We start from the raw sequence: 18136 nt of genomic DNA, 5'->3' as shown, positions 1-18136 counted from the left end.
GCCGTTGGGGCAGCCGACGTCCTGAGGGCGCCTTCGCGCAGGTCAGCGCTTGGCGAAGGATGTGTTCTCGGGGTTGCGGGACTTGAGCACCAGGTACGAGACGCCCAGGACGAGGCCCCACAGCGGTGCGCAGTACAGCGAGATCCGGGCGTCCTTGTCGACGGCCATCATCACGATCACCAGGCCGATGAAGGCGAGTGCGAACCAGCTGCTGAACGGGGCGCCGGGAGCCTTGAAGGTGGACTGCGGCAGTTCACCGCGGTCGGCCTTGGCGCGGTAGCGGAGCTGGCAGACGAGGATCATGATCCAGGCCCACATGCCGGAGATGGTCGCGAAGGAGACGACGTAGTTGAACGCCTCGCCCGGCCACTGGTAGTTGATCCACACGCCGACGAGCATCAGCCCGGCCGAGAAGGTGGTACCGACGAGCGGGAGGCCGTTCTTCGTCAGCTTGGTGAAGGACTTCGGCCCCTGCCCGTTGAGCGCGAGGTCCCGCAGCATGCGTCCGGTGGAGTACATGCCGGAGTTGCAGGAGGAGAGCGCGGCGGTGAGGACCACGAAGTTGACGATCGCGGCGCCGACGCCGAGGCCCATCTGCTCGAACGCGGCGACGAACGGGGAGACGCCCGGCTCGAACGTGCTCCACGGCACCACGGACAGGATCATGATCAGCGCGCCGACGTAGAAGACGGCGATGCGCCACGGCACGGTGTTGATGGCCTTGGGGAGAACGGTCTCGGGGTCCTTGGACTCGCCGGCGGTGACACCGACCAGCTCGACCGCGAGGAAGGCGAACATCACGATCTGGAGGGTCATCAGCGTGCCGCCGATGCCTTCGGGGAAGAAGCCGCCGTCGTTCCACAGGTTGGCCACGGTCGCGGTGTCCCCGGCGTCGGAGAAGCCGATCGTGAGGACTCCGGCACAGATGAGGATCATGCCGACGATCGCGGTGACCTTGACCATCGAGAACCAGAACTCGAGCTCACCGAAGAGCTTCACCGAGATCAGGTTCGCGCCGTACAGGATGATGGTGAACACCAGCGCGGACAGCCATTGCGGGATATCCCACCAGTACGTCATATAGGTGGCCGCTGCGGTGACTTCGGTGATTCCGGTGACCACCCAGAACAGCCAGTACGTCCAGCCGGTCACGAATCCGAAGAACGGGCCGAGGAATTCACGTGCGTACTCCGAGAAGGAGCCGGATACCGGGCGGTACATGAGGAGTTCGCCCAGGGCCCGCATGATGAAGAAGATGACCAGACCCGCGATGGCGTACGCCAGGATCAGACTGGGCCCTGCCCGGTCGATGGCCTTGCCGGCGCCGAGGAAGAGCCCCGTGCCGATGGCGCCGCCGATGGCGATCATCTGGATCTGCCGGGCCCCCAGGCCACGCTGGTAGCCCTCACCCGTCGTACCCGTGTCCACGGCCTGGCGGCCGGGCTGTCCCTTGTCGTCGACCTGCGCCGATGTCATGGTGTTGCGCCTTTCTCCACGCTGATCCGCGCCCTCGTAGGCGTCGGATCAGGTCCTGATCCCCCCGGATATGGATGGAGTGCCGCCGGCGTTCGGCCGGCTTGTAGCGCCCCCGGGGACAGGGGTGGCGTCCCCGGGCGGTCGTGAAGATTTATCACGGGCGCCCGGGCGAACCATCGGACATTATGTGGCGCACGCCACAGGAAAAAGCGGACAAGGGTTTCCAGCCGCTGCAAAGAAGGCTATTCAGGTGACGGGATCGTTATTCGGATTTGAGCATCCGTTGAGCGAACGGAGCACGGCCGGAACACGGCCGCCGGAAGGCGGCCGCGTGAAGAGGACCGCCCGGACACGACCACCCGGAACACAGCTCCGCACACGGCACCGGCACGGAACGCCTCAGTGGGGCATCAGCGTGTCGACGAGCGTTTCCTGGAGGGCGCCCAGCCAGAGGTAGGCCATCACCATCGGCTTGCGCGGATCGCTGTCGGGAAGCCGGTAGAGCGAGCCGTCCTGCCCCTCGTCCTCGTCGGACACCTCGAGACGGGTGCCGATCGTCAGCCTGAGGTCGTTGAGGGAGCCCAGCCAGCTGCGGCACTCGTCGGCGGTGAGGGTGAGTACCGCGCCGCCGTCCCCGGTCGGCGTGAGCGCGTCGAGCGTCCGTACGACGAGGAGGGCGTCCTCGCGCTTGCGGGTGCGCAGGTCGTTCTCGGTGAAGCGGCGGAACTCCGCGGACGCCTCGCGCAGTTCCTTGTCCTCGTCCCCGTACGCCTCGGGGAAGAGCCTGGCGAGGGCCGGGTCGGTGGGCGGTTCGCTCGGGCCCTCGGCGAAGAGGGAGGCGAGCGGGTCCTCGCCGTCGGCGGGTTCGTCGCCGGGGCCGACCAGTTCCAGGAGCTGGACGGCGAGGGAGCGCAGGATCGCGATCTCGACCTCGTCGAGAGCGACGGCCGCGCCGCCGCCGGGGGTGGCCTCGAAATGGCCGGCCATGGGTTCTCCGATGGATGGGTCGGGCGGAGGGACAGCGGTCAGGTCAGTTGCGGTCCTGGGTCAGCGTGGCCCAGAGCCCGTAGCCGTGCATGGCCTGGACGTCGCGCTCCATCTCCTCGCGGCTGCCGCTGGAGACGACCGCGCGGCCCTTCTGATGGACGTCCAGCATCAACTTGTGCGCCTTGTCCTTGGAGTAGCCGAAGTAGGCCTGGAAGACATACGTCACATAGCTCATGAGGTTGACCGGGTCGTTGTGCACCAGCGTCACCCAGGGGACATCGGGCTCGGGGACGGCGAAGGTCTCCTCGGCCGATTCGGGACGTTCGATCTCTACGGGGGCAGCAACGCTCACCTACCCCATGCTGCCACCAGGAGGGGTCCGGCGCACAAACGGAGCCCCGCAGCCGTCCCGGCACCCTAGATCTCGTCAGTTTGACGAATAGGGGGTAGCATCCCTGCCATGAACTCAGCGGACCTTGGGCGACGGGTCGGTGTGCCGTCGACCGCACTCTTCACCGACCAGTACGAGCTCACGATGGTGCAGGCCGCACTGAAGGCGGGCACCGCGGACCGGCGCTCCGTCTTCGAGGCCTTCACCCGGCGGCTGCCCGAGGGGCGGCGCTACGGCGTCGTCGCGGGCACCGGGCGGGTGCTGGACGCCGTGGAGAACTTCCACTTCGACGACGAGATGCTCGGCTTCCTGCGCGACCAGCACATCGTCGACGCCTCCACGATCGACTGGCTGGCCGACTACCGGTTCAGCGGCGACATCTGGGGCTACCAGGAGGGCGAGGTGTACTTCCCTGGTTCGCCGCTCCTGCGGGTCGAGGGCTCCTTCGCCGAGTGCGTGCTGCTGGAGACCGTGATCCTCTCGATCCTGAACCACGACTCGGCGATCGCCGCGGCCGCTTCCCGGATGTCCGCCGCGGCCGGTGGCCGCCGGCTGATCGAGATGGGCGCGCGGCGCACCCACGAGCTGTCCGCGGTGGCGGCGGCCCGTGCCGCGTACATCGGCGGCTTCCACACCACGTCGGACCTGGCGGCCGGCTTCCGGTACAACATCCCGACCGTCGGGACGAGCGCGCACGCCTTCACACTGCTGCACGACAGCGAGCGGGACGCTTTCCGGGCGCAGGTGGACTCGCTCGGCCGCGGGACGTCCCTGCTGGTCGACACGTACGACGTGACCGAGGCGGTCCGTACCGCGGTGGAGATCGCGGGCCCGGAGCTCGGAGCCGTACGGATCGACTCGGGGGACCTGCTGCTGGTCGCCCACCGGGTGCGGCAGCAGCTGGACGAGCTGGGCGCCACGCAGACGAAGATCGTGGTGACGTCGGACCTCGACGAGTACGCGATCGCCTCGCTGGCCGCCGCACCCGTCGACGCGTACGGGGTCGGCACGCAGCTGGTCACCGGGAGCGGGCACCCGACGTGCTCGATGGTCTACAAGCTGGTCGCCCGTGCGGGCTCCGCCGATCCGGCCGATCCGCTGCTGCCCGTCGTGAAGAAGTCGCTGGGCGCGAAGTCGTCGAGGGGCGGCCGCAAGTGGGCGGCGCGCCGGCTGGACGGGTACGGGGTGGCCGAGGCCGAGGTGATCGGCACCGGACCGGTCCCGGAGGAGCTCGCGGACCGGCAGCTGCTGGTCGAGCTGGTCAGGGGCGGCGAGGTGGTCGCCCGCGAGCCGCTGGAGGCCGCGCGCGAGCGGCACGTCGCGGCGCGCAAGGGGCTGCCGATGTCGGCGATCCAGCTGTCCCGGGGGGAGCCGGTGATTCCCACGGAGTACGTGTGAGGCGAGGCGGGCGGGGGCCCGGTGGCGGCGTCGTTCCGGTCGGGCGGGGTACGGGGCGCAGACCCACCGGGTGCGACCCCTCCCGCACGCTCCGTCGAGTCTCTAGGCTCGTCGGCGTCCCCCGCTGTCCCGTTTCGCCCGCCGAATCCCCACCGGACCCCCACCGAAGGACACCCGTCATGCATCGCGCCTTGATCGTCGTGGACGTTCAGAACGACTTCTGCGAGGGCGGCAGCCTCGCGGTGGCGGGCGGCGCCGATGTCGCCGCCGCCATCACCGACCTGATCGGTGCCGCCCAGCCCGGTTACCGGCACGTGGTGGCCACCCGCGACCACCACATCGACCCGGGTGACCACTTCTCCGCGCAGCCCGATTTCGAGCACTCCTGGCCGGTGCACTGCGTCGCCGGTACGGAGGGCGTGGGCTTCCACCCGAACTTCGCTCCCGCCGTCGCCTCCGGCGCGATCGACACCGTCTTCGACAAGGGGGCGTACGCCGCGGCGTACAGCGGGTTCGAGGGCCTCGACGAGAACGGCGTCGGGCTCGCCCAGTGGCTGCGGGACCGCTCCGTGACCGCTGTCGACGTCGTCGGCATCGCCACGGACCACTGTGTGCGCGCCACGGCGCTGGACGCCGTCCGTGAGGGCTTCACCACGCACGTGCTGCTGGACCTGACGGCCGGTGTCGCCGAGGGGACCACCGAGCGGGCCCTGGAGGAGCTCCGCACCGCGGGCGTGGAACTGTCCGGCAAGCCGGTCGTCTGACCGCTCCCGGGGTCCTCAGGCGGCCGGGCGGACGGGTCCCGGGTGTCCGGTGGGTCCCAGCAGGGCCCGGATCGGATGCCAGAGCTCCTGGCCGGCCTGCGGCGCGGTCCGCCAGAGCAGCCCGTCCGGGTGGTGCAGCACCGCCGTGACCTCGTCCTCGGTCGGCGGCTGGGAGTTTCCGCGGAGGTAGACGGCACGCAGTCCCAGGTTCCGCAGCCTGGTCAGGGCACGCGCCCGGGTGGCCGCGTGCACCAGTACGCGTACCGGTCCTCCGGGCCCCGTTCCGTCCGCCGGCCGGTTGAGGGCGACCGCCACCACCACCGTGCCGTTGGGCAACCTGCAGAAACCTCCGCCTGCCATGCTTTGCGCTCCCCCGTGAGACATCGCGTCAATAAGGATCGAACAGGACGCACCTAAACACGATCGGCCGCCGCCCGCTAGAGGGCGACGGCCGATCATGTTCTGACCTGCGGTGTTGCTGACTACTTGGTCGAGGGTCCGACCTTCACGGTCAGTGTGGAGCCGCTGAGCGGCTCGCTGATGATCGAGATCCGGGTGTTGGTGTCAGTGACCTTGACACTTCCCGTCGGGTTCTCCGCGTACCAGTAGGTGCCCTTGCGGTCGTCGAAGACCGGGACGCCCAGCGAAGGCTTGATCTTGAGCGCCACGTCCGCGTTGTGCAGCGTGAAGCCCTTGTTCGGGTACCAGCTGAACGGCGCGTCGAAGGGCTGGATCTTGTTGCGCAGGAGCGAGCCGTTCGTCCACTTCAGCGGCTTGGCGTGCGAGTCCACCGGGAGGATCAGACCCTGGCCGTGGTGCTGCGAGGTGTTGTTGTCCTTCTGGGAGGTGTCCCAGAGCCACACCATCAGGCCGTTCTGGTACGAGTAGTGCTCGACCCAGTCGGGGCGGGTGGTGGAGAAGCCGAAGTTGTACGGGCCGACCTCGAGGGTCTCGTCGTACGACACGTACTGGCGGTTCTCGGCGATGTAGTACTGCGGGTAGTCGTTGGTGAACGACTCACCGATCCGCGAGAAGCCCTTGGCCGTCCAGCCGTTGTCGTCGCCCTCGGCGTTGTCCGTGAAGAGCGCGGCACCGTCGGCGTTGACCGTGATGGCGTCGGCCGTGAAGCCCTTGCCGCCCGCGCCGCCGTCCGTCTGGTAGCGGAAGCGGAGGTCGAACTTCTTGCCCGCGTACGCGTCCAGCGAGTACGAGAGCTTCTTGTACGCGCCCGAGACGTCGGTCAGGGCCGGCTTGTCACTGGCGTCGCGCGGGATGGCCTGGCCGTCGGCCTTGCCGTCGAGCGCGGTCCAGCTGGAGCCGCCGTTCTCGGACACCTCGGTGTAGAGGTAGTCGTAGTCGGCCTCGATGTCGTACCAGCCGGACAGGTCCAGCGAGGCGGACGTCTTGCCGGTCAGGTCGACCGAGCGGGTCAGGGTGTTCGACAGGTCGTCACCCATGTCGCTCCACCACTGCTTCGAACCCTCGGCGGGCTTCGTGACAGTCGTGGTGACGGCCTTCTCGGGCAGCTCGACGACGAGCGCCTGCTTGTTCTTGGTGTTGTACTCCGAGACGCCCAGCTTGTGGACGGAGTCCGTCGCGGCCTTGGCCGTGGCGTAGTCGAGCCAGCCCAGCTGCAGCTTGTCCCAGGCGGTCATGTCGCCCGGCAGGTTGCCGATCTCGCCGGTGCCGGTGCCGAGCCAGGAGCCCGCCGACATCAGGGACCAGAAGCCGACCGAGTTCTCGCCGCCGCCGGAGGTGTCGTACAGGTCCGGCAGGCCGAGGTCGTGGGCGTACTCGTGGGCGAAGACACCCAGGCCGCCGTTCTCGGGCTGCGCGGTGTAGTCGCCGACCCAGAGGCCCGTGTCGCCGATCTCGGCGCCACCGGCCTTGTTGCCGGCCGGGCCGGTCGCTCCGGCGTTGGTGCCGTACGCGTACCAGCGGTGCGCCCAGAGTGCGTCGGTGCCCTGCGCGCCGCCGCCCGCCGACTCGTCCTCACCGGCGTGGACCAGCTGGAAGTGGTCGATGTAGCCGTCGGCCTCGTTGAAGTTGCCGTCACCGTCGAAGTCGTAGCGGTCCCACTGGTCGTAACCGGCGAGGTCCGCCTTGATCTGCTCCAGCGTGCGACCCTTGGCCTTCTGGTCGGCCACCCAGGCGTTGACGCCGTCGCGGACCGTGTCCCACACGTTGGCGCAGTTGGAGGAACCGCAGTAGTTGGAACCGTAACGGGCCTCGTTGTACGGGACCTTGACCCAGTCCGAGACCTCGCCGTCGACCGAGTAGCGCCCGGAGGACGTCTTCTCGTAGTACGTCTTCAGCGAGTCCTTGCCCTTGCCCTCACCGAAGTAGAGGTCCTGGAAGTGCGCCTGGTTGTAATCGGCCTGCCAGGCGGTGCTGTTGTCCTTCGCCGGGTCCGGCTCGGCTATCTCGTTGTGCTGCGGGCCGGGCGTGCCGCCGTACTTCTTGACCGGCGGCCTGGGGCCCTCGCCGTCCGGGTCGAACATCGTGGTGTCGTCGACCTGGTCGCCGAACTCCACGAGGATGGTGAAGATCTTGTCCGTCTTCTCGCGGCCGAGCTCGACGTACTTGTTGCTGCCGAGCTTGACGACCTTGGAGCCGTCGCGGGTGGAGACCTTCTTGTCACCGGCCAGCACCTGCTCCAGCGCGGCCTGACGCTGGGCGTCCTGCTCCTTGCTGAAGGGGCCTTCCAGGTCGTGCTCGCTCGCCTTGACCGGTGCGGGATCCCGTCGGTCAACGATGGAGGCGCCGGATCCCGATGCCTTGTCATCCGCCTGGGCGGTGGCGAAAGCCGACGCCGTCGCGGCGGTGGCGGCCAGCGCCACTGCTACCGCGGTGGCGCGTAGCGCCCGTCTCTGAGTGATCACTTGATGCAGTCCTCCCCGGCGTTTCGCGTCCGCGGCAAGGGGGTTGAGAGAAGCCGCGCGCGTCAACGCGTCACAAGTGACGACATTCGATCGGAAGTATGAGAGAAAAGACAGATCTTGACTTGCGCAGGCCAACTGCACTATGCAGGAGCCGAATTCCGCTATCCGGACGTTCGACTCTTTACCGTCGTCCGGCACAACCGGCGCGCCGCGCCCCCCGATCGGCGACAGCGTGACTCAGTGCGCCCCCCGTGCACCGGTACCGTGGGTTAGGTCACGCTTACTACGTGTTCCTCCCGGGCATCCACCGTCGTAGAGTCGATTGACAGTGCGACCGTGTTGAGAGACTCCCCCAGCCGATGCCCCGAGGACGGATACCGCCATGCCGCGTCCGACTGCCGCACAGTTCTCCTACGGTTCGGTCACCGTCGTCTTCGCGACCCTCGCCATGCTGCTGCTGTCCCGTACGAGTTCGGGCATCGGTGTGGCCGTCATCTGCGCCGCGGCCCTGGGGCTCGGTCTGCTGGTGGCCGTGACCGTACCCCTGCCCAAGCGCCCGAAGGCCCGGACGGCACCGGCGGCCGCCGCTGCCCGTACCCACCGCACGATCGAGGACATCGAGATCGCCACCGCGCAGACGGAGCGCGCCAGCGAGCATTCACTGCACCGCTGAACGGCCCCGATCTCACGGGACGGCGACCACGACCGTCTTGGACGCCTTGTCCTGCAGCGCCTGCCGGTACGGCTTGTCCGTGAACATCAGCACGATGTTGATCAGCCACCACAGGCAGGGGCAGCACAGCAGTGCCGGGACCCACAGCACGACGGCCCGCATCAGCGCCGAGCCGGTGTCGGGCACCGAGCCGTCGTTGAGCATCGCCACGCGCATCTTCAGCAGCCGCTTGCCGAGCGTCCGCCCGTCCTTGTGCGTCAGATACGTGTCGTAGGCGACGTAGACCACCAGGCCGATCAGCGACCAGAGCAGTTGATGCCCGCTGTAGGTGTTGCCGATGGCGTCACCGAAGTCGTCGTCGCCGTCCGAGGTGACGTCGACCGCGCCGCCGAACGGCAGCGAGATCAGGTACAGCGGGATCGAGATGATGAGGAGGTCGATCAGCCGCGCCAGGATCCGCTTGCCCGGCTCGGCGAGCGGCGGCATCCCGGCCAGCGGATCCGTACCGCCGTACTGCCCGCTGCCGCCGAACGGATCCCGGTCGTGCGGCGGGGGCGGCGGCGGCCCGCTGCCGTAGGGCGAACCGCCGGACGGCGGCTCGGAGCCGTGCGGCGGCCTCTTGGAGAAGGGATCGTCCTCAGGCGGCTGTCCGGGTGGCGGCGGCGGTTCGTTGCTCATGGGGGCAGTGCACCCCGCCCCGCACAGGCCCGCAACGGCTCAGGTGCTTTCGGGGGACGAGGGGCGGCACACGGCGTAAGCGGGGACCGTCCCCCGACGGCTGACCCGCCCTCAGCCGGCGACGAACGTACGCGCCGCCTTGTCGTGCCAGCACTGACGCCACGGGCGGTCGAACAGGCACCACAGCACGTTGACCACTCCGATGACGAGAAGGCCCAGCACCCCGTACACGAGCCAGCGGCGCAGCGCCGCCCCGATCGTGGGCGGTCCGTGCGACTCGATGTCCCGCACCTCGAGCCCGCAGAGCTTCTTGCCCAGCGTGCTGCCCCACTTGGCGGTGGGCAGCGCCTCCAGCACGAAGCCGAGCACCAGGAACACGCCGAGTACGGCACCGAACAGCCCGGCCGTGGTGGAGTCCAGCAGCCAGACGGTGACCGTCTCGCCGGACTGCTCGGCCGCCTCGATCTTCTCGTCGATGTGGTCCATCGCCTGGGTGACCAGCGGGAATCCGATCGCACCGACGACCGCGCCGAGCAGGACCGTGTCCAGGATCCGGGCGGCCAGCCGCTTGCCGAGCCCCGCGGGCCGGGCGGACGCCTGGGCCCGGGCGAGCTGCTGGAAGGGGTCGTCGACCGGAGGCTTCCAGGGCACGACGGGCGGCTGCTGTTCGGGCCGGGCGCTCTGCTGCTGTGCGGGCACCGGGCGCTGCGGCTGGTGCTGCCGCGGCGGCTGTTGCTGCTGCGGGCGGGCCGTCTGCTCGGGCCGGCCGAGCTGATGCGCCTGCTGCGCCCAGGACGCGGACCCGCCGCCGGGACCGGGAGTCAGGGGCGTGTTCAGCTGGGGCGTCTGCGCCTGTGCCGGCGCCTGGGGCTGGGACCGGGCCTGCGTCCGGGGCTGGTCAGGGGCCTGCGCCTGGGGCGGGGTGGGGGCCTGCGGCGGGGACGCGGCACCGGGCTGCACGGCGCGGATCGCCATCGTGCCGTCGGCGGGCGCCGGTCCCCCCTCGCGCGGACGCGGTGGACGGCCGCCGCCGTCCCGTCCCCCGGCACGGATCGTGACCGTGCCGTCGGTCGGCGGACGGTCACCTTCGCCGCTGCCGCCGGGCCTGCCGTCCCTCATGCCGGGAAGGGCGCCGCGCGTCGGGTCCGGCGTCCCGGGCCGGCGCGGATCCTCGGACGCGCGGTCGGAGCGGTCCGCCGGAGCCGCGGGGGACGACGGTGCGCCCTCCTCGGACGTACGGGGATCCGGTCCGCCCCACGAGACACGCCGGTCGCGGTCGCCACCGAAGCCCGTCTGCCGCGACGAGTCGGCCTGCCAGGCCGTAGCGGGTTCCGGGCGGCCGCCCGTGGCACCCGCCTCACCGCCCGCGCCCAGCCCGTCCTCGTCGAAGAACATCGGCCCGGTCTCGTCCACCGGGGCGGTCCGCCGCGCCGTCGGGGCGGCGTCCTCCGCCGGGAAAGGCGGCGGCGCAGGGGTCGCCTCGCCCTGCCTGGGTGCGGGCCGGCTCGTACCGGGAACCCAAGACGCACCGTTCCAGTACCGGACGTATCCGGGAATGGACGGGTCGGGGTAGTAGCCCTCGCGGGGGCTTTCGTCACCGGGTGCCGGGGTTGGGGCGCTCATCACCGTGGTCCCGTATCTCTTCGAGGCCTCAGACCGGCCGGCGATCGGAGGGTGGCGTTTCACCGTCCGATCGCCGGCCGGCCTCAATACAAGGGTCCACATCTATCAGACCGCCGCGTACCCCCGGGCCGGTCCTGCCGTTTGGACCACTTTCCGGGCCCGCGGAAGTTTTTCTGGGAAGTCGCGTCATGGATGGCCGGGAGGGCGCTCTCTCCTTGTGCGGACCGGTCGAGGGACCGGCCCTACGAGCATCGGAAGGTCGTGCACCCTCATGCAGAACATCGTGGAACGGGAACTGGAACTGAAGCTGGTCCTCTCACCGGAGCGCTCCGTCCCCGTACCCGCCCGGCTGTCCTACCTCACCGACGACCCGTACGCCGTGCACATCACCTTCCACATCGGAACCGAGTCGCCCGTGCACTGGACGTTCGCCCGCGAGCTGCTCGTGGAAGGGGTGTTCAGGCCGTGCGGGCACGGGGACGTACGGATCTGGCCGACCAAGGTCGACGAGCACAGCGTCATCTGTGTCGCGCTCACCTCGCCCGACGGCAACGCCCTTCTGGAGGTGCCGTCGGCCGCCGTCACCGCCTGGGTGGAGCGCACCCTCCGGGTGGTGCCCCCCGGATCGGAGAGTGCGCTGCTCGGTCTGGACGGCGCGCTCGCCGAGCTGCTCACCCCGCTGCCTGCCGACGACCTGTGGCTGAGCGACCCCTGGCCCTCCGACGAGTCCCAGGACGGCGAGGCCTGAGTGCCGGCGGGGCAGGGGTACGGCGGCCGGGAGTGCGGCAGGCAGTGGTGGGACGGGTCAGAACAGCTTGCCCGGGTTGAGCAGGTTCAGCGGATCGAAGGCCGCCTTGATACCGCGCTGCAACTCGACGCCCACCTCGCCCAGTTCGCGGGCGAGCCATTCCTTCTTGAGCACGCCGACACCGTGCTCGCCGGTGATGGTGCCGCCCAGTTCCAGGCCCAGGGCCATGATCTCGTCGAAGGATTCGCGGGCCCTGCGGGACTCGTCGGCGTCGGTGTGGTCGAAGCAGACGACGGGGTGGGTGTTGCCGTCCCCCGCGTGGGCGACGACACCGATGGTGAGGCCGAACCTGCCGGCGATGGCGGCCGTTCCCTCGATCATCGCGCCGAGCCTGGAGCGCGGCACGCACACGTCGTCGATCATCGTGGCGGACTTGATGGTCTCCATCGCCGGGAGCGACAGCCGACGCGCGTGCAGCAGGAGTTCGGACTCGGCGGCGTCCTCGGCCGGCACGACCTCGGTGGCGCCGGCCGCGGTGCACAGTTCGCCGACAGCGGTGAGGTCGGCCATCGGATCAGGGGTGTCGAAGGCGCAGAGCAGCAGCGCCTCGGTGGATTCGGGGAGTCCCATGGAGGCCATCGCATTGACGGCACGGACGGTCGTACGGTCCATCAGTTCGAGGAGTGAAGGGGTGTGGCCGCGTTCCATGATCCGGCAGACCGCGTCGCAGGCGGCCGTCGCGGAGGGGAATTCGGCGGCCAGCACGAGCTGCTGCGGGGGCTGGGGCCTCAGCGCCAGGACGGCTTTGACAACGATGCCGAGACTGCCCTCGGAGCCGACGAAGAGACGGGTCAGGTCGTATCCGGCGACACCCTTGGCGGTACGGCGGCCGGTGTTCAGGAGTCGCCCGTCGGCGAGGACGACCTCCAGACCGAGCACGTACTCGGCGGTGACGCCGTACTTCACGCAGCACAGTCCGCCGGACGCGGTGCCGATGTTGCCGCCGATGGTGCACATCTCCCAGCTGGAGGGGTCCGGCGGGTAGTACAGCCCGTGTTCGTTGACGGCGCGGGACAGCACGGCGTTGATCACACCCGGTTCGACGACCGCGATCCGGTCGACCGGACTGATCTCCAGGATCCGGTCCATCTTGACGAGAGAGAGCACGATGCAGCCGTCGGAGGCGTTGGCCGCACCCGACAGGCCCGTCCTGGCGCCCTGCGGCACCACGGGGACGCGCAGCGCCGTGGCCGTCCGCATCACGTGCTGGACCTCCTCGACCGTGCGCGGGAGCACGACGACGGCCGGAGCGCCCGCGTCGCAGAAGCTCGCCATGTCGTGGGCGTACGTGGCGGTGACGTCCGGGTCGGTGATCAGGGCATCGGCCGGCAGGCCCGCGCGCAGCTGTTCGAGGAGATCGTCCATGATCCAAGCGTGACACCCGGGGCCAATGGTGTGAACCCGTCTGCGCCAGCGATCGCGCAGCGCGATGTGATCTTCGTACTGACGCAGAGTGAGGCGCATGGATGCCATGCCGCAGCAGAATCCGGAGCCACCCCCCTCCACCCTGCCGCCGGAGGGCGCGACGGCCGTGCCACCGCCTCCCACGCCGATGCGCACGACACTGCGCAGGGCGGCGTTCGGTGCGGTGGCGGGCGCCGTGCTCGTGGCCGGCGCGGTGGTCGCCGTACCGGACGGCGACCAGGAAGCGGGGCCGCCCCTGCCCGGGCCCGTAGCGCGGGCGGAGGCTGCGGCGGCGGCCGGCTCCCCGGCGTCCCTCTCCGACCTCACGGCCCTGATCGGGGACCGACAGGAGTGGGTGGACACGCATCCCTCCGACGCGCCGTCCTGGGCGGTGCTCGGTACGGCGTACGTGGAATGGGGCCGGCGCTCCGCGGACGCGGCGTACTACACGCGGGCCGAGCAGGCCCTGCAGCGCTCGCTGGCCGCACAGCCCGGTGAACGCGGCAACGCGCAGGCCTGGGTGGGGCTGGGAGCGCTCGCCAACGCACGGCACGACTACCTCGCCGCGAAGAAGTGGGGGGAGACGGTACGCGCCCGGCAGCCGAAGAACTGGACGGCCTACCCGGTCCTGATCGACGCGTACAGCGGTCTCGGCGAGTACGCGGCCGCGGGCAGGGCAACGGAGAAGTTCGGGTCGCTGCGCAAGGGCGTTCCCGCACTCGCCAGGACCGCCGAGATGTACCGCGGCCAGGGCTGGCGCGAGGACGCCCTGGCCACCGCCCAGGAGGCGGCGGCCCGTGCCACCGCCCCCGCGGAGAAGGCGGAGGCCCTGCACCGCCTGGGCGAGCTGGCCTGGGAGCGCGGCGAGCCCGCGGAGGCCGTCGCCCAGTACGAGGCGGCCCTGCGCACCGACGGCAGCCACCTGGCCTCCCGCGCGGGCCGGGCCCGCGCCCTGGTGGCCCTGGACCGCACGGACGAGGCGCTGGCCGACTACCAGACGGTGACGGCGAAACTGCCCCGCCCCGAGTACGTGCTCGAACTGGGCGAGCTGTACGAGTCCCTGAGCCTGGACGGCGACGCCCGCACCCAGTACTCGGAGCTCCGCAAGCTGCTCGCACAGGCGAAGAAGGCCGGAGTGAACGAGTCCCTGACCGAGGCCCGCTTCGAGGCCGACCACGGCGACCCGGCGGCGGCGGTGGAGCTGATGCGCGCCGAGTGGTCGGCCCTGCACCGCAGCTCGGCGGCGGCCGACGCGCTCGGCTGGGCGCTGCACCGCGCGGGCCGGTCGGAGGAGGCACTGCAGTACGCGGAGAAGGCCGTGGAGACGGGGGTCCGGAACGCCTCGTACACGTACCACCTGGGCGTGATCGAGAGTGCCCTCTTCCAGAACGGCCCGGCCCGCATCCATCTGGAGGAGTCCGTCCGTACCAACCCGGTGTTCTCCCCGATGGCCGCTCCCCTGGCGCAGGCCGCCCTGGACTCCCTGGGTGAACCGGCTCCGGGCGGCCCGGCGGACATGCAGCCGGACCCCGAACCGGTCCCGGAGCCGGAACCGGCGAAGCCCGAATCCCCCGCGTCCGAACCGGCGAAGCCCGAATCCCCCGAGTCCGAAGCCGCGAAGGGCGACGCGTCGAGGGGTGAAGCGTCGGAACCCGAAGCCTCGAAGCCCGAACCGGCTCCCGCACGGCGACACGCGCCGGCGAAGCCCGCACCCTCCGCCTCCCCCGGGACGGCAGCGCCCTCCCCGCGCCGCTAGGAGGGTCCGCACGACCCGCCCGGGGTCACGAACGGGGCGCGGAGCCGGTTCTCACCGGCTCCGCGCCCCGTCGTCGTGATCAGTGGCGTGAGGGTGTCATCGCACCGCGGTGCTGGTGCGCACACCGGTCGGCCGGAGGGGCTCGTAGCCCGTGGCCAGGAGTTCGGCCCTGACCTTCAGCCCGTCGCGCCCGCCCGTCCCGCCGTCACCGCCGTCACGCGGCGGGTGGTCGCGGTGGGTGACGATCAGCGCGGTGCGGTAGGTGCCGTTCGGGTTCAGGTCGAGGCCCGGCGTGGGCGACACCACCCCGGTGAGCGTCCCGCCCGGACCTGCGGTGAGAGTGAGAGGCCGGCCGTTCGCCGTCACGGTGAGGTCTCCGGGCGCGAGTGCCCGGCCGTTCGAGAAGGTCAGGCGGGTGCCGACTGCCCGGTACCCGGGGCCGTCCGCCGGGTCGGTGAAGGAGACGAAGCCGCTCGCCGTGCCGCCCAGCGTGCGCGGGCAGGGATAGCGCGCGTGGTGGCAGGGCCGGTCCTGGCTGCCCCGGTCCAGCACGATGAGGCCCTGGGCGAGCCCTTCGACGGCGAAGTCGTACGTGGTTCCGTTCGCGGTCAGGTTGTCCACGTAGGTGTCGAGCGAGGCTTCGGCGTCACCGAGCCTGCCTACGCTCGCGGTGAGGCCGACGACCCCGTCACCGGGGGCGTCGCACTCGGCGGCGTAGGTGCTCAGGGGCGAGTCGGATCCGGCGGGCAGTGCGGGGTCCGTCGGCAGCGCCCGCGAGGTGCGCCAGAGCGAGGCGCCGGTGGACTCGAAGTGCTGCCAGGTGTCCGGCACCACGCCGGCGCGGCCCCGGCTGTCGGTGGCGAGCTGCGGCTGGAAGCTGAGGGTGGTGAAGGCGCCCCGGCAGACCATCGGGAGCTGGAGGTTCGCGGCGGTGCCGGTGGCGCCCTCCTCCACGGTCCTCACGTAGGAGTCGTAGGACAGTTCGGCTGCCGCGACGGTGCTCAGCGGGACCTGGGCCGTGTAGTGGTGTGCCGCCTGGGCCTGCTGCCCGCCCGCGACGGAGAGGTGAAGGCTGCCGTTGAACCGGACCGTGTCGGCGAAGGGCGAGACCTCCTGGATGCCGGGCGGCCTGTTCACGTCGGCCTGGTCGTCCTGGAGCCAAATCCAGGGCTTCCACGGTCCCAGGTCGACGGCCCTGACCTGCTGTACGACGTTCGCTGCCGCCGCGCCCACGGCGGAGGGGGCGAGCAGGGCGAGGGATGCGCCGACCGCCACTGCAGCGGTGGAGACGGACGCGGTGAGGCGGTTCATCGAGAGGGCTCCCGTCGGAAGCTGCGGCGCGCTCGGCCGCAGACCGCGGTGTCGCGGCTCCCTCATCCGTCCCACGCGCGGCCGGGACAACTCCCGCCGCGCCTCTACCTCACCCGATCGGCACGGTCAAGGACCCGCCGGCCCGTGCGTGTCCCGTGGGCCGCACGCAGTCCCACGCAGCGGGCGGGGCCCTCCGATGGTCCGAAGGCCCCGCCGTCGCCCGGTGGATCAGAGGTTCCCGCGCTTCTCCTGCTCGCGCTCGATCGCCTCGAACAGCGCCTTGAAGTTCCCCTTGCCGAAGCCCATCGAGCCATGGCGCTCGATCATCTCGAAGAAGACCGTCGGACGGTCCTGGACCGGCTTGGTGAAGATCTGCAGCAGGTAGCCGTCCTCGTCACGGTCGACCAGGATCTTCAGCTCGCGCAGCGTCTCCACGGGGACCCGGGTCTCGCCCGCCCACTCGCCGAGGGTGTCGTAGTACGAGTCCGGGGTGTCCAGGAACTGCACGCCGGCCGCCCGCATCGCCTTCACGGAGGCGACGATGTCGTTCGTGGCGAGCGCGATGTGCTGGACGCCCGCGCCGCCGTAGAACTCCAGGTACTCGTCGATCTGCGACTTCTTCTTCGCGATCGCCGGCTCGTTGATCGGGAACTTGACCTTCAGCGTGCCGTCGGCGACGACCTTCGACATCAGGGCGGAGTACTCGGTGGCGATGTCGTCGCCCACGAACTCCTTCATGTTGGTGAAGCCCATGACGTCGTTGTAGAACGCCACCCACTCGTTCATCCGGCCGAGCTCGACGTTGCCGACGCAGTGGTCGATGGCCTGGAAGGTGCGCTTGGCGGCCGGTTCGACGATCGGGGCCGCCGCGGTGAAGCCGGGCAGGTACGGGCCGTCGTAGCCGGAGCGGTCGACCAGCGTGTGGCGGGTCTTCCCGTACGTGGCGATGGCGGCCAGGACGACCGTGCCGTGCTCGTCCTTCAGCTCGTAGGGCTCGGTGATGCCCTGCGCGCCGTGCTCGACCGCGTACGCGTACGCGGCGCGGGCGTCGGGGACCTCGATCGCGAGGTCGACCACGCCGTCGCCGTGGGCGTTCACATGGTCGGCGAGGAAGGTGCCCCACTCGGTGGACGCCTGGATGACGGAGGTGAGGACGAAGCGGGCGGCACCGTTGGTCAGGACGTAACTCGCGGTCTCGCGACTGCCGTTCTCCGGTCCGGAGTAGGCGACGAGCTTCATGCCGAAGGCGGTCGAGTAGTAGTGCGCCGCCTGCTTGGCGTTGCCCACGGCGAAGACCACCGCGTCCATTCCCTTGACCGGGAAGGGATCGGCCTGCCGGGCGGTGTCGGGGGTGGTGTGCAGAGTCTCAGTCATGTCCGAAGGTTCCCGCCGCTTCGCAAGGTGCGCAACAGTTCGCGTAATCGCTGGTCAATCTGTACAGCGGATGGCGATGATGGGCGGGCTATCCGTACAGGGTGCCCATCAGGAGGCGGATCATGGCGATCGATCATCTGGACGGCCGGCTCATCGTGCTGCTGGCCCGTGAGCCCCGTATCGGTGTACTGGAGGCCTCACGGCGGCTGGGGGTGGCACGCGGGACCGTGCAGGCCCGGCTGGACCGTCTTCAGTCGAACGGCGTCATCCGCAGCTTCGGCCCCGACGTAGATCCGGCGGCGCTCGGCTACCCCGTCACGGCGTTCGCCACGCTCGAGATCAGGCAGGGCCAAGGTGCCGATGTACGGGCCCATTTGAGCGGCGTGCCCGAGGTGCTCGAACTGCACACCACCACCGGGCACGGGGACATGCTCTGCCGGCTCGTCGCCCGTTCCAACGCCGATCTCCAGCGGGTGATCGACCGGGTTGTCGGTTTGGATGGCATTGTCCGGGCTTCCACGGCCATCGTCATGGAGAACCCGGTCCCCCTGCGCATTCTCCCGCTCGTCGAGCAGGCCGCACAGGACACCGACTGATCCGAGGAGCGTCAT

General features: G+C 70.3%; 16 protein-coding genes. 6 read left to right on the top strand and 10 right to left on the bottom strand.

What is annotated here, in order from left to right:
• Positions 1-42: 42 nt before the first annotated feature.
• From OG844_RS31525 to clpS, 3 genes are all read right to left on the bottom strand, one after another.
• A complete protein-coding gene (locus OG844_RS31525; protein WP_406394852.1) occupies positions 43-1476 on the bottom strand; it encodes an amino acid permease in 1434 nt (477 codons plus the stop codon).
• A 399-nt stretch (positions 1477-1875) separates the two neighbouring features.
• Entirely contained in the window at positions 1876-2463 is a 588-nt protein-coding gene (locus OG844_RS31520; protein WP_406394850.1) for a DUF2017 domain-containing protein, read from the bottom strand.
• A 43-nt stretch (positions 2464-2506) separates the two neighbouring features.
• Positions 2507-2815: an ATP-dependent Clp protease adapter ClpS gene (clpS, locus tag OG844_RS31515; protein ID WP_031100168.1), complete on the bottom strand. Its 309-nt coding sequence runs from the start codon at positions 2813-2815 to the stop codon at positions 2507-2509.
• 108 nt (positions 2816-2923) lie between these two features.
• Here clpS and OG844_RS31510 point away from each other — a divergent pair, with 108 nt between their 5' ends.
• Positions 2924-4252: a nicotinate phosphoribosyltransferase gene (locus OG844_RS31510; RefSeq protein WP_406394849.1), complete on the top strand. Its 1329-nt coding sequence runs from the start codon at positions 2924-2926 to the stop codon at positions 4250-4252.
• 179 nt (positions 4253-4431) lie between these two features.
• Positions 4432-5016, top strand: coding sequence for an isochorismatase family protein (locus OG844_RS31505; protein WP_406394847.1), 585 nt, complete (start codon positions 4432-4434; stop codon positions 5014-5016).
• 15 nt (positions 5017-5031) lie between these two features.
• Here the strand turns inward: OG844_RS31505 and OG844_RS31500 are convergent, their stop codons facing one another.
• Both OG844_RS31500 and OG844_RS31495 read right to left on the bottom strand, forming a co-directional pair.
• Complete coding sequence (locus OG844_RS31500) at positions 5032-5376, bottom strand: hypothetical protein (protein WP_406394846.1); 345 nt, start codon at positions 5374-5376, stop codon at positions 5032-5034.
• Positions 5377-5498: 122 nt separating this feature from the next.
• On the bottom strand, positions 5499-7898 hold the full coding sequence (locus OG844_RS31495; RefSeq protein WP_406394845.1) for an immune inhibitor A domain-containing protein: 2400 nt from the start codon (positions 7896-7898) through the stop codon (positions 5499-5501).
• Between the two features lie 382 nt (positions 7899-8280).
• On the opposite strand from OG844_RS31495, the gene OG844_RS31490 reads away from it, so the two are divergent.
• Positions 8281-8571 carry a hypothetical protein gene (locus OG844_RS31490; RefSeq protein ID WP_406394844.1) on the top strand — a complete coding sequence of 97 codons (291 nt, stop codon included), beginning with the start codon at positions 8281-8283 and terminating at the stop codon, positions 8569-8571.
• Between the two features lie 12 nt (positions 8572-8583).
• On the opposite strand, the gene OG844_RS31485 is transcribed toward OG844_RS31490, so the two are convergent.
• Positions 8584-9249, bottom strand: a complete 666-nt coding sequence (locus OG844_RS31485; RefSeq protein WP_406394843.1) for an RDD family protein — start codon at positions 9247-9249, stop codon at positions 8584-8586.
• A gap of 111 nt (positions 9250-9360) precedes the next feature.
• Entirely contained in the window at positions 9361-10872 is a 1512-nt protein-coding gene (locus tag OG844_RS31480) for an RDD family protein (RefSeq protein WP_406394841.1), read from the bottom strand.
• A 271-nt stretch (positions 10873-11143) separates the two neighbouring features.
• On the opposite strand from OG844_RS31480, the gene OG844_RS31475 reads away from it, so the two are divergent.
• Positions 11144-11620, top strand: a complete 477-nt coding sequence (locus tag OG844_RS31475) for an SsgA family sporulation/cell division regulator (RefSeq protein ID WP_406394839.1) — start codon at positions 11144-11146, stop codon at positions 11618-11620.
• Between the two features lie 57 nt (positions 11621-11677).
• Here OG844_RS31475 and OG844_RS31470 read toward each other — a convergent pair whose 3' ends face one another.
• Complete coding sequence (locus OG844_RS31470; protein ID WP_406394838.1) at positions 11678-13045, bottom strand: FAD-binding oxidoreductase; 1368 nt, start codon at positions 13043-13045, stop codon at positions 11678-11680.
• Positions 13046-13142: 97 nt separating this feature from the next.
• Here OG844_RS31470 and OG844_RS31465 point away from each other — a divergent pair, with 97 nt between their 5' ends.
• Positions 13143-14840 carry a tetratricopeptide repeat protein gene (locus OG844_RS31465; protein ID WP_406394836.1) on the top strand — a complete coding sequence of 566 codons (1698 nt, stop codon included), beginning with the start codon at positions 13143-13145 and terminating at the stop codon, positions 14838-14840.
• Positions 14841-14936: 96 nt separating this feature from the next.
• Here the strand turns inward: OG844_RS31465 and OG844_RS31460 are convergent, their stop codons facing one another.
• Positions 14937-16151: a hypothetical protein gene (locus tag OG844_RS31460; RefSeq protein ID WP_406394835.1), complete on the bottom strand. Its 1215-nt coding sequence runs from the start codon at positions 16149-16151 to the stop codon at positions 14937-14939.
• A gap of 228 nt (positions 16152-16379) precedes the next feature.
• On the bottom strand, positions 16380-17525 hold the full coding sequence (gene hppD, locus OG844_RS31455) for a 4-hydroxyphenylpyruvate dioxygenase (protein WP_406394834.1): 1146 nt from the start codon (positions 17523-17525) through the stop codon (positions 16380-16382).
• A gap of 122 nt (positions 17526-17647) precedes the next feature.
• Here hppD and OG844_RS31450 point away from each other — a divergent pair, with 122 nt between their 5' ends.
• A complete protein-coding gene (locus tag OG844_RS31450; RefSeq protein WP_329210529.1) occupies positions 17648-18121 on the top strand; it encodes an Lrp/AsnC family transcriptional regulator in 474 nt (157 codons plus the stop codon).
• Positions 18122-18136: the final 15 nt, after the last annotated feature.

The sequence above is a fragment of the Streptomyces sp. NBC_00887 genome (genome assembly GCF_045207585.1).
The sequence above is the reverse complement of the archived record's forward strand: the minus strand, read 5'-3'. Positions and strand labels throughout refer to the sequence as shown.

Bases quoted from the DNA above. Each gene is read 5' to 3' on its own strand.
- OG844_RS31475 (WP_406394839.1), top strand. From the start codon at position 11,144: ATGCAGAACATCGTGGAACGGGAACTGGAACTGAAGCTGGTCCTCTCA.
- OG844_RS31520 (WP_406394850.1), bottom strand. From the start codon at position 2,463: ATGGCCGGCCATTTCGAGGCCACCCCCGGCGGCGGCGCGGCCGTCGCT.
- OG844_RS31450 (WP_329210529.1), top strand. From the start codon at position 17,648: ATGGCGATCGATCATCTGGACGGCCGGCTCATCGTGCTGCTGGCCCGT.
- OG844_RS31485 (WP_406394843.1), bottom strand. From the start codon at position 9,249: ATGAGCAACGAACCGCCGCCGCCACCCGGACAGCCGCCTGAGGACGAT.
- OG844_RS31525 (WP_406394852.1), bottom strand. From the start codon at position 1,476: ATGACATCGGCGCAGGTCGACGACAAGGGACAGCCCGGCCGCCAGGCC.
- hppD (WP_406394834.1), bottom strand. From the start codon at position 17,525: ATGACTGAGACTCTGCACACCACCCCCGACACCGCCCGGCAGGCCGAT.
- OG844_RS31500 (WP_406394846.1), bottom strand. From the start codon at position 5,376: ATGGCAGGCGGAGGTTTCTGCAGGTTGCCCAACGGCACGGTGGTGGTG.
- OG844_RS31505 (WP_406394847.1), top strand. From the start codon at position 4,432: ATGCATCGCGCCTTGATCGTCGTGGACGTTCAGAACGACTTCTGCGAG.
- OG844_RS31510 (WP_406394849.1), top strand. From the start codon at position 2,924: ATGAACTCAGCGGACCTTGGGCGACGGGTCGGTGTGCCGTCGACCGCA.
- OG844_RS31470 (WP_406394838.1), bottom strand. From the start codon at position 13,045: ATGGACGATCTCCTCGAACAGCTGCGCGCGGGCCTGCCGGCCGATGCC.
- OG844_RS31460 (WP_406394835.1), bottom strand. From the start codon at position 16,151: ATGAACCGCCTCACCGCGTCCGTCTCCACCGCTGCAGTGGCGGTCGGC.
- OG844_RS31480 (WP_406394841.1), bottom strand. From the start codon at position 10,872: ATGAGCGCCCCAACCCCGGCACCCGGTGACGAAAGCCCCCGCGAGGGC.
- OG844_RS31490 (WP_406394844.1), top strand. From the start codon at position 8,281: ATGCCGCGTCCGACTGCCGCACAGTTCTCCTACGGTTCGGTCACCGTC.
- OG844_RS31465 (WP_406394836.1), top strand. From the start codon at position 13,143: ATGGATGCCATGCCGCAGCAGAATCCGGAGCCACCCCCCTCCACCCTG.